This window comes from Cellulomonas hominis, from assembly GCF_014201095.1.
Taxonomy (GTDB): Bacteria; Actinomycetota; Actinomycetes; order Actinomycetales; family Cellulomonadaceae; genus Cellulomonas; species Cellulomonas hominis.
The window spans coordinates 3710943-3721593 of record NZ_JACHDN010000001.1 but is presented as its reverse complement, the minus strand read 5'-3'; the positions used below and the strand labels follow the sequence as shown (position 1 = coordinate 3721593).

The following is a 10651-nucleotide window of genomic DNA, read 5'->3' as shown; positions in this document are numbered from 1 at the left end:
GTCAGCCCTCCGTCGTCAGGTCGGGGGCGGTCGTCGCGACGGCTGCGGGTGCCTCGGCGACGGAGCCGAGCACGGCGTTGCCGTAGGCGCTGAGCGTGGGGCCGGTGCCGGGCCCGCCCCAGGCGACCACGCGGGGTGCCGCGGTGTCGGCGTCCGTGACGAGCAGGTCGAACGACGCCTGAGGAAGGCGCCCGGCGTCGTCGACGACACCGGTCCAGGGCAACGTCATCGTCAACGAGACGACCATGTCGCCGGTGCGGACGGCCGAGTCACCGTCGCCCTCGGTCAGCCAGGCGCCGACGCTGGTGGTGGCCTTCGCGCCGGTCAGGCCGGACAGGGGCAGGTACGTGTGGTTCGCGTCGGGGTCGCCGACGGCCTGGCGCAGCGCCAACGGGTCACCGCTGGTGTACGCGGCCACCCACGTGTCGATGGCCTTGGCCACGTCCGGCGACGGGGAGTCGGTCTGCAGCCCCGACCACAGCGCGGTCCCGGTGAGGTCCTGGTCGGTCCCGGCGGTCGCGCTCAGCGACGGAGCGCCGACGACGGCCTGCCCGCCCTCCTCGGACACCGCGATCATGACCTGGACGCGCAGCAGGGTGCCGGCGTGGGACCGCACGAGCAGGGTGTGGGCCTCGCGGCGCGTGCGGTCGGGCTGCGAGGTGGAGGTGTCGACGACGAGAGGGAGGACCTCGTAGTCCTCCCAGGTCAGGAGGCTGGCTCCGGGCAGGGGCGCGGGGTCCTCGTGGAGCCAGTTCTCGACCGCGGCCATCGCCAGCGGCTGGGTCGCCGGCGCCGACTCCGCGGCGGGCGGCGGGGTCTCCTGCCGGCTCAGGGTGCTCATGACGGCCAGCGCGGTCAGCACGATCAGCAGGGGCAGCGAGACCATCGAGACCATCGCGTACCGGGTCATCCGGCGGTGGGCGCGGCTACGGGCTCGCTCGTCGGGCAGGCCGGCGCGCGGCAGCTCGGCGGCGTCCTGCCAAACGTCGGGGGCGGATCCCTTGCGCTTGCTCTTGCTGGGCATGTCGCCCTTCCGGTAGTGCCGTGCGGAGTTGGCGGGCGCGGGGGCCACCCGTGCGGGCAGCCCCCGTCGCCCGGGTTCAGGAGGTGCGGCGGGCCAGGTCCAGGACGCGGTCGAGGGACTCCTTGGCCGACTTCGGCAGGGCGAGGACGTCCTGGGCGATGACCATCGAGGCCTTCGCGTCGTTGCCGTTCAGGCTGCCGGTCGACGCACCGCCGAGCGCGGTGAGCAGGGCGTGGACGGCCTTCATGCGGCCACGACCCTTCTCCTGGGCGGTGACCATCGCCGCGAAGCCGGTGGCCTTGGCGATGTCGGTGAGGTCCCGCACGGGCATCAGGGCGGACCGGTCGCTGGTCATGACGGCGACGGTGACCTCGAGCGGGTCGGGCTCGACGCCGTACAGCGAGGCGAGCACCATCAGGTCCTGGTCGTCGGCGCCCTGGAGCTGGATGACCTTGGCCCCGACGCGCCGCACCGAGGCCTTGCTCGGGCCCACCCGGTGGGCGGAGCCGGGCACGGAGCCGGGCACGGACGAGTTCGCGGACGGATCGTCGACCTCCTCCTCGTCGAGGTCGAGGTCCTCCCCCTCGTCGACGGGGGCGGTGTCGAGCTCGGCCATCCCCTCGTCGGACTCCTCGGACGGGTACGCCTCGTCCGGGGAGTCGGCGTCGAGGGTGGATGCTGTGGGGTACGTCATGGCGTAGGCACCTCGGGTCGTGTGGGGGTTGGTCAGCGGGTCAACATGCGCCGAAGACCCGGGCCGCCACCCAGCGCAGGGGGAAGGTGGGCGGCGGCCCGGGTGCCTGTGTGGCTCAGGCGGCGGAGGCCTGGGGCACCTGGATGCCGGCGGCGGCCAGGTCCTCGGCGCTGGCCGGCCCGAGGTCGTCCAGGCGGAGCAGGAGGCGGTAGCGCTTGCCGTCCTTCTCCTCCAGGAACTTGTGGATCACGACCTTGTGGTGCTTGAGGGTCTTGGCGTGCTCCCAGATCCGGGCGCCGTCGGCGGTGTTGAGGTGCTTGGTCCGCACCTCCTCGTCCTCGCCCTCGTCCTTGCTCCGCAGCGAGCGGAAGCGGATGATCGCGCGCCCGGTCCGCTCCTCGACGTTGCCGCCGAGCAGGATGGCCGTGAACGGCTTCTCGGCCTTCTTGAACTCCTCGACCAGCTTCGACAGCGAGGACTCCGGGCTCAGGGACGTGGTGATCTCGGCGGCGAGGTCCCGCACGCGCGCCATCCAGGTGCCCTTGTGGACCTCGCCGGTGCTGCGCGACGGGATGGGGCCGGCGGCGGTGATGGCGGCGAGGATGATGTCCTCGGTCTTGACGTCGGTGGCCATGGTTTCTCTCTTCCGTTCGTGAGGGGTCGGGTGGCGCACCGGCGCGGGAAGGGCCGCGCCGGTGCGGGTCTCAGGCGGCCTTCGCGGGGGCGGCGGGGGCCGGCAGCAGGGCGGTCAGGGGCTCCTCGGCGAGCTTCCCGTCGAACAGGTCGATGCCGGTCTGGACGATCGCGCGGGTGAAGGCGAACACCCGCTTCTCCCACTCCGCCCAGGTGGCCCCGTCCGCGCCGATGGGCAGCGGGCGCGCACCGATCACCGAGCGCAGGGCGCCCCGCACGCGAGTGTTCGAGCCCTCCGCCCAGGACCGCGAGCCGCCCGTGATGTCCGACTGGACCGCGAGGACGATCCGGCCGAGCGCCGCGGTGAGCGCGCGCAGGGTGGCGGGGTTCATCGCGAGCCCGTGGACCTTGAGGTCGGCCTCACGCTCCGCGAGCAGCTCGGTGGCGAAGCTGGCCAGGCCGATGGTGCCGATGGCGTCGTACGAGGCGAGGTTCAGCTCTCCGTTGACGGTGGACTCCCACTGCTTCGCCTCCTCGCGAGCACCTCGGGTGCGGCTGGTCATGGGGTCCTCCTCGCTCCGGTGGGCTGCGCCCTGGTGCGCGTCCCTGGATGACGTATGTGCGGCAGCGGCCGCCGCCGAAGCGCCCGGCGCCGCAGCCGGTACCGGCACAGGCTCTGGGCGCCCGCCGGCCCGAAGGGTCGGGATGCCCAGGTCGATCGCGGACGGCTTGCTGCCGCGCGGGTCGGCCGGGTTGCGCGCGGGGCGCGCGACCGGGCAGGAGTTGACCAGCGGGCACCAGCCGCACAGCGCGGACGGCTTGGCCGGGAACGCCGAGCGCTCCACGTACCCGCGCAGGTCTTCCCAGGACCGCACGAACCCGCGCTTGGTGTTGTCGATCGCCTGCGGGGACAGGTCGACGTCCCGGCTGACGACCTTCTCGATGTAGAGCAGCTGCGCGGCGGCGACCGTGTGGCCCAGGCCGGCGAGGAGCGCTTCGGCGTACAGGCGCATCTGGTCGCCGTGGTCGTCCCCGTACTGGAGCTTGGGCACCTTGCCGCTCTTGTAGTCGATGACCTTGAGGCCCGTGTCGGGGTCGCCGTCGATGCGGTCCACGAAGCCCTTGAACGGGACGCCGGCGACCTCGAACCGGTCCAGGCGCAGCTCGCGCGCCCACACCTCGACCGCGGGCGGCGACTCCAGCTCGAAGATGCCCTGGAAGGCGTTGGTGACCGAGGCGATCCACGTGGCGTAGCGCACAGGGTCCGAGCCGAGCGCCGCCGCGTAGTCGACCTCGTCGGGGCCGGGCTCCAGCAGCACCAGGTCGGTCAGGATCTTCATGGCGTGCTGCCGGTCGCGCTGCCCCGGGGGTAGCTCGTACAGCCGCTCCAGGACCAGGTGCGCCGCGGTCCCCCTCTCGGGTGCCCCGAGAAGGTCGAAGCCGCGCGGGAGCGCCTTGTCCCCCACCAGCCTGGCCGGGCACGAGTGGATCGCCTTCGCGGTGGACGCCGACAGGTACGGCCTGTCCAGGCGGCCCAGCAGGGTGGTGTCGGTGATGACGAGGCGTCCGGCGTCCCAGGCGAGGCGATCGCCTTGGAAGATCAGCTCCGGGTTGCTCACCTAGTGCATATGTGCGGCGGGTGGCACCGGAGCTCAGAACGCCCCGGGCAGGGCCCAGCCGTCCTCGGCCAGGTACTCGCCGCTCGATGCGGCCCAGTCGCACTCCGCCTCCGGCAGCGACCCAGCCCAGGGGTCGACGTCGTCGACGTCGGCGTGCCCGGACGGCTGGCAGCCGGTGATGGGCTGGGCGGGTTCGATGGCCGGGCGCTCCGCGGACGCGGGCTCGCCGTTGAAGCGCTCGCCGGCGAGCAGCACCCAGTCGTCCTCGGGCGGCGTGCCGGCGTCTTGGGCACCGAGGGCGTCGAGCAGGCCGGCGCGCCGCTCCCTCGGGACGTGGAACGCACCGACGACGTCGCCCTGTACGTCGAGCGCGAGCACCCACGCCCAGCCGTCGTTCGTCTGCCCCTCGAGCCGAGCCCAGGCGCCGGCGGCGTCTCCCGGCAGGGCGACTCGGGCGGTGGAGGTTCCCTCGGGCGCGGCCTTCGCCTTGGCGGGCAGGGGGCCCGCGTCGGTCCACCAGCCCGAAGCCCAGCGGACTCCGAGCGGACGGGTTCCGCACCACTCGGGCAGCGGGCCGGCCCCGACCCGCATGATGTGCGGCGGGTAGGTCGGCAGGTCTCGCAGTGCGAGCACGACAAGTCCGTCGGTCTGCGGTGCCAGCTCACCGTCCGCCGGTTCGTCGTCGGCGGACGGCACGGGTGGGGCCATCTCGTGCGCCGGCTCGTCGGGGATGTCGTCGGGAGTCTCGGCTCGCAACGCCTCCTGCTGCGCCCGCCGTGAAGCGCGCTCGGCGTCGACCTGCTCCGGCGGGCGCAGGTCGACGACCTTCGCCACGACGCGCACGGGCTCGGACTTCGTCAGCGGGACCACCGGCGGCGCGATCGTGTCGGCGGTGTACGGCAACGGAACCTCGGCCAGGACAGCGGCCGCGCTGGGGGTCGTCGCCCCCAGCGCACGGATCGCTGGGGCGGCTCCTGACCCGTAGCGCGAGGCGGCGCGACGGGCAGCCCACGTGCCGTTGGTGCTCACCAAGCCTCCTTCCGCACGGTCAGCGTCGAGGAGCAGATGTGCGGCACGGCTCAGAACGACGAGGCCGTCGGCTCGTCGACCGGCCCCCAGACGTCCTCGCTGATGACCATGCACTGCACGCGGGCGCGGTTGATGGTCAGGGTGCGCGTGGTCTGCCCGGTGCTGGTCGCCACGGCGACGTCGGCGAGCGCACTCTGCAGGGCGCGGGCTCCGCCGCTCCAGCGCAGGGCCTTGGCGGCCGCGGCGTGGTTGATGATGACCGCGGTGCCCTCGACCTCCATGACCCGCTGGGGGTGGCTGGAGGCGCGGACCTCTCCGATGAGCGGCTTGTTCCCGGGCTCGTCGGGGTTGAGCGTGACCTCGCGGGACGAGACGGCGTTACGCAGAGCGGTCAGCGCCCGCTCGGATGGCGTGGCGTTGCCGCCCATGACCTCCCGGGTGTGGGTCTTGATCGCCTCGACGATGCCGTCGACGAAGTGGTCCCAGAGCTCCCCGGCCTGCTCGTCGGTGACCACCCCGGCCTCGCAGGCGAAGGCGAGCACGTTCTCGTAGCCGAGCACGAGCGAGGCCACCAGCATCCTCGCGCGGTCGGAGACCTTGAACTCGGCCGGCAGACGCTTCTTGAGCGAGAGGTCGTCTGCGTGCTCGTCGTTGGAGTTGATCGACTGGCGCTGGGCGTCCAGGTGAGCCTTCCAGGCGTCCAACCGCCGCTCGGCGGGGATCTCGCCCACGCCGTCGACGTCCGCGGTGTTGATCTGCGCGGCGATCCACTGCAGGTAGGCCGTCGTGGCGTGGCGCAGCAGGCCCGAGGAGGCCATGCGGGTCAGGGCCGACAGGGCCTTCTCGTCCTTGAGCTGGGTGCGCGGCAGCACCTGGATGAACAGAGCGCGATCCAGGCCGGACTCGGCGAAGCCCTCCCCGGTGGGGATCTCCTCGCCGGTGATGATCATCATCGGCGAGGCGGCGTCGACCTTGCGCACGCCGAGCCGGTCGGCGGCCTTGTCGACGGTGCCTCGCACCGCGCCGCCGGAACCGTGTGCGCGGCGCAGCAGGGCGTCGAAGGCAGCCAGGGCGTCGGTCATCTTGCGGGAGTCGGCCTCGGGCTTGAGGTCGTCGACGTGCAGGAAGGCGTGCCGCAGTCCGTCGGGCAGCAGGTCCATGCCCGCGGGGCGGGCGTTGAACGTCGACATCGCGGCGCCGTTGGGTGCCCAGAGCTTGTTCAGGGAGGAGGCGATGGTCTGGGCGATGGTCGACTTGCCGGAGGCCGGCGGACCGAAGTAGCACAGCGAGGCCAGCGGCGTGATCCCGAGGAAGGCCAGCCCCCAGGCCGCCACCGCGACGTCCCAGTTGAACTTCTTGTCGTCGTTGAAGTGGTCGCGGGACCAGATCAGGGCGCTGATCGCGTCGCGGGTCTTGGCCTTCTCGGCGGCCGTGGTGGCCGGCTTGGGCAGGTCGATGGCCCGGAAGTCGCTGGAGGCGGGCTCCCCGCGCAGGAACGCGACCTTGTCCTCGGCGCCGATCGCCCCGACACCGTCGCACCAGCGCCACAGCTCGGTCTCGGGGTCGAAGGTCCACCCTGTGTGGGAGACGACGGTGACCGACTCGATCGCGGTGGAGTTCGCCCGGATGGAGTTGGCGATGTCGTCGTCGGGCTTGGTCGAGCGCGGGATGGGCACGCCGATGCCCCGCGGGAGGCGGTCGAGCCAGCCGCCGATGTCGGCGAGCTTGGAGGACTTCACCTTCTTCACGACGAACTTGGAGGGGCTGTCCTGCCCGGAGATGGGCACGTGCACGCGCAGGGTGAGCATCTGGTCGGCGGTCTCGCCGGTCTCCTCGTCGACGTGGGCCTCGGAAGCGATGATCTCGGCGGCGGCGTACAGGGCCACCTCGCTGCGGGTGACCTCGTTGCCGAAGCCGTCGGTGCCCTTGACGACCTTCATGATGCGGCCGGCCTCGAGGTCGACCGTGAGGGCCTCGTCGACCTTGACGGCGGCGGACTGCTTGCGGGCGGCGGGCTTGCGCCCCAGGCTCGTGGTCGCCTTGTCCATGAGCCGGGCGAGCATGGCCGGGCGCGAGGTCGGGTCGGGGTTGGACCCGAGGAAGTCGTCCAGGCCGGTCTTGCCGCCGGAGGACATGACGACGACCTTGACGCTGCCGGCGCCGGCGCCGTCCTCGAGGTGGCCCTTGAGGTACTTCGCCGCGGCCCACACGTCCGGGTTGGTCTGCCAGTCGGCGTCGAAGCCGAGCCAGACCTCCGAGCCCTGCGGGACGAGCTCGCACAGCACCGACAGCGGGATGCCGTCCTTGGACCAGTTGCGGGCGCCCTGGATGCCGAAGACGAGGACGTCCTCGGGCGCGTAGAGCGAGGCAGCGATGGTCTGCTTGGTGCCCTCGACGACGAAGACCTTGCTGACCTTGCCGACGCGCGGGGCCATCATCTCGGGGACGTTGATGATGGCCCCGACGCCGGCTGCCTGGGCGTACTTGCGCACGCCCTTGGCCTCGTCGACGAGGTGGTCGTCGACGCGCATCTGGTAGGTGACGGAGCCGTCGGAGCGGCGCAGCGGGAAGACCAGGCCGGTCTTGCCGCGGTTGCCGTCGTGGTCGAGGTCGGTGCCGGCCAGCCCGTCCGGTGTCGAGCAGCTCCACACGCCCCACTTCTCGGCCTGCTCCCGGGTGATCCCGGACCGGGCGAGGATCTGTTCGTGGTTCGGGTTGAGGCGGTGCACGGAAGCGGTGGGCACGGTCATGGCGGGAGCTCCGGGGGTTGCAGGGCTGGTGCTCCCGGTAGATGTGCGGCGAGTTCGCCCTCCCCCGCAGTCCCGCAGGGCGACCGCAGGGCGCTCCGTTGCACCCCGGGCTGCTCCCGTGCAGGTCAGGCCTCGTTTCCGTGGGTCCCTGTTGGGGGGTAACGGAGTAACGGAGACGTATTCGTAGTCACATAAGGGGGTTACACATAGACACCCCCATCGCCCTCTCACAGGGGTACCCCTTAGGTAGGCCGAGAGAGTGAGTATCTCCATATCCCATAGGGGGTGCACCCGAGAATCGGGCCCGTTGCTCCGCAGGCCTGAAATCGGCCTCTGACCTGCGCAAACACCCGTGGCGCGCGGTTGGCCTTCTGCGGAGCGCGCCGCCCGCAGGGCTCGCCGGAACCACCAAACCACCACTAAGCAGTGCATTCCGGACATGTTCCGGGCTTGATTCGGCTGTTACGCTCGTCGCGCCCGAGCGGGTTTCGGAGCGAGGGACGGCGAGCGTAACAGGGCCGCCGGCGCCCCGGTCGGGTCAGCGCAGCCGGTACCGCTCGTACTCGCCAGCTGCGACCGCGTAGTCGGCCAGCGTCGTGGCGATCATGGTCGTCTCGGACTCGGCGAGGTCGAGCGCGCCGCCCTCGCTCAGGGCCTGCGCGCGCCACGCCCACTGCATCGCCGAGAGCATCGTGAGGTCGTCGTCGGCTCCCACGTAGGCACGCCGGCGCCAGACGGCCCAGCGCAGCGCGTCGGCACCGATCTCGAACACCTCATGCCCCTGCGCAAGCACCTCCTCGAGCGCCCCGGCGGCCGCCCGCCAGCCGTCGGCGGCGAACGCGAGCACAGCTGCAGCAGGGGGCTCGAGCCCATCGGCGAGGGCTGCGCTGGTCACCTCGGCGCCGGGGTCGCCCGGGGAAAGGTCGACCAGGTCCTCCCCCTGGCTCGGCTGGCCGAACACGTCGCCGCCCGAGACTGCCCCGGTGCTGTCCGGAGGGCGAGGTACGTCGCACCGAGTCAGGTCGCCGGCTCGGGCCGACAGGTGTCGCCAGGGGTCCTCGGCGGGCAGGGTCTGGATCTGGTCGGAGACCATGCCGGCGAAGAAGATGACCGCCCACCGTGGCGACTCCGTGGCCCGCTGCCGCATCGCCGCATCGAGGTCGGCGCGCCGTCGCGTGCTGATGAGCGGTTCGCACAGGGCTGCGGCCCAGGCCGCGGGGAGCGCCAACGGGTTGTTCACGGGCACACCCTAAAGCCTGTCGAACAACCTCGGCGGGTCCTTCGACAGCGTCCTTCTCGGACGTCCCTATGCCGCGGTGACGGTGAGGGTTTCCACGTCATCCGGGCCGGTTTCACTCGCGCGGATGCGCGGGCCAGAGCCTCCCCGTCGGTGGACGTTGGTGACCTGGCCTCGTGCTTCGGGGTCCAGGACCTGGGAGAAGTTGCGCACGCCCCAGGTGGCGAGGTTGATCGCGGCGTTCAGGTCGCGGTCGACGATGTGCCCGCAGCTCTCGCAGACGAAGACCCGGTCAGCGAGCGTGAGCGTCTGGTTGACGTTCGTGCAGGCCGAGCAGGTCTTCGACGACGGGAACCACCGGTCCGCGGTCAGCACGGTCCCGCCGCGCCAGGCCTGCTTGTAGAGCAGCTGGCGGGCGAGCTCGCCCCAGGCCGCATCCGAGATCGCCGCGGCGAGCCGGTGATTGGCGAGCATGCCGGTGATGTTGAGGTCTTCGATCACGAGCCGGTCGTGGGTCTTGACCAGCAGGTTCGAAACCTGGTGCAGGAAGTAGTGACGGCGAGCACGGACCCGCTCGTGGTGCCGGGCCAGCCGCGCCACGGCGGACCGGCGGTTCGCCGAGCCCATGACCTTGCGAGACACCGACTTCTGCATCCGGCGGGTGACCGCTCGCGAGGTGCTGAGCGCCTTAGGTGCCTCGTCAATGCGCAGGGTCTTGGTGCCGTCGGCCAGGGCGACGACGACAGGCGCGTGCAAGCCTCGGTCGACACCTGCCCAACCGCCGCGGTCGGCGTCGGCACGCGGCTCGTGGCGGCCGGCTGGGTGGAGGTCGGCGGCCTCGGTGGTCAGCGAGATCCGCCACCGTCCCCCGCGCCGTGAGACCGTCGCGAACAAGATCCGCGCCCGGCCCGTAGCGAGCAGGCGACGCAGCCGTCGGGTGTCGTCGTGGACCTTGATGGCACCGATACCGGGCAGGGTGACCGAGCGTGGGCCATTCTCACCCAGGCGGATCGTGGGACGTACGCCGGTCTTCGTCTTCGAGGTCTTGTTCCGCATCCGAAACGAGCCGCGCTCCGGGTTCTTCTTCTTGAACCTCGGGTGTCCGATCGACCGACCGGCGCGCCTTCCGCGCCGGGAGTCGGTCCAAGCCCTGAGGGCGTTGCCGAGGTCCACGACAGCTTCTTCGAAGACCTGCGCGCTGACCTGCGACCGCCACGCCAGACCGGTGACCTCCAGCTCGACGGTCCCGTCGGTGCCGACAACGAACCTACGGCCGGCGTCCTCGGTCTTCTTCCACGCGTTGAGCGCGTTGATCAGGTCGAACCCGGTCCACGGCACCTTCACCGCGTCGATGTCCTCGACATCGTCGCGCTTGGCCGTACGGCGGGCGTCCAGGTGCAGACGCAAGCCCTGGTTGAACGCGAACCGCGCGGCGCCCTCATGGCGGGTCAACGCACGCGCCTGTTCCGCGGTGGGGGCGGCCACCAGCTGGAAGGTCGTATGCCGAGTCATCGACACGCACGCTATCGAGCTGCACTGACACGGCCGAGGATGTCAGTGCTGGTCTGCGGGATGTCGTCCGTGTGACCGGCCCGAACGACAGCGCTCCTGGCGTCGGACCTGCCCGACACCGCCTAGCGGCCCATCGCTCATCTCGTCTTTCGG

At 71.6% G+C, this 10651-nt stretch carries 8 protein-coding genes; all 8 read right to left on the bottom strand.

Annotation, left to right across the window (positions count from 1 at the left end; translation table 11 throughout):
* Nucleotide 1: 1 nt before the first annotated feature.
* The 8 genes from HNR08_RS17465 to HNR08_RS17430 all read right to left on the bottom strand — a co-directional run bounded on the left by HNR08_RS17465 (nt 2) and on the right by HNR08_RS17430 (nt 10498).
* A complete protein-coding gene (locus tag HNR08_RS17465) occupies nt 2-1024 on the bottom strand; it encodes a hypothetical protein (RefSeq protein ID WP_146839167.1) in 1023 nt (340 codons plus the stop codon).
* A 76-nt stretch (nt 1025-1100) separates the two neighbouring features.
* On the bottom strand, nt 1101-1718 hold the full coding sequence (locus HNR08_RS17460; RefSeq protein ID WP_146839169.1) for a hypothetical protein: 618 nt from the start codon (nt 1716-1718) through the stop codon (nt 1101-1103).
* A 115-nt stretch (nt 1719-1833) separates the two neighbouring features.
* Nucleotides 1834-2352 carry a hypothetical protein gene (locus HNR08_RS17455; RefSeq protein WP_146839171.1) on the bottom strand — a complete coding sequence of 173 codons (519 nt, stop codon included), beginning with the start codon at nt 2350-2352 and terminating at the stop codon, nt 1834-1836.
* 70 nt (nt 2353-2422) lie between these two features.
* Nucleotides 2423-3970 (bottom strand): RecB family exonuclease, encoded by a 1548-nt coding sequence (locus HNR08_RS17450; RefSeq protein WP_146839173.1) that lies wholly within the window; start codon nt 3968-3970, stop codon nt 2423-2425.
* A gap of 33 nt (nt 3971-4003) precedes the next feature.
* Entirely contained in the window at nt 4004-4999 is a 996-nt protein-coding gene (locus tag HNR08_RS17445) for a hypothetical protein (protein WP_146839175.1), read from the bottom strand.
* Nucleotides 5000-5049: 50 nt separating this feature from the next.
* The gene (locus tag HNR08_RS17440; protein ID WP_146839177.1) at nt 5050-7749 is read right to left on the bottom strand and encodes a hypothetical protein; all 2700 of its coding nucleotides are present in this window, start codon (nt 7747-7749) and stop codon (nt 5050-5052) included.
* A 538-nt stretch (nt 7750-8287) separates the two neighbouring features.
* Nucleotides 8288-8989: a hypothetical protein gene (locus tag HNR08_RS17435; RefSeq protein WP_146839179.1), complete on the bottom strand. Its 702-nt coding sequence runs from the start codon at nt 8987-8989 to the stop codon at nt 8288-8290.
* 66 nt (nt 8990-9055) lie between these two features.
* Nucleotides 9056-10498 (bottom strand): RNA-guided endonuclease InsQ/TnpB family protein, encoded by a 1443-nt coding sequence (locus HNR08_RS17430; protein ID WP_146839181.1) that lies wholly within the window; start codon nt 10496-10498, stop codon nt 9056-9058.
* Nucleotides 10499-10651 lie beyond the last annotated feature (153 nt).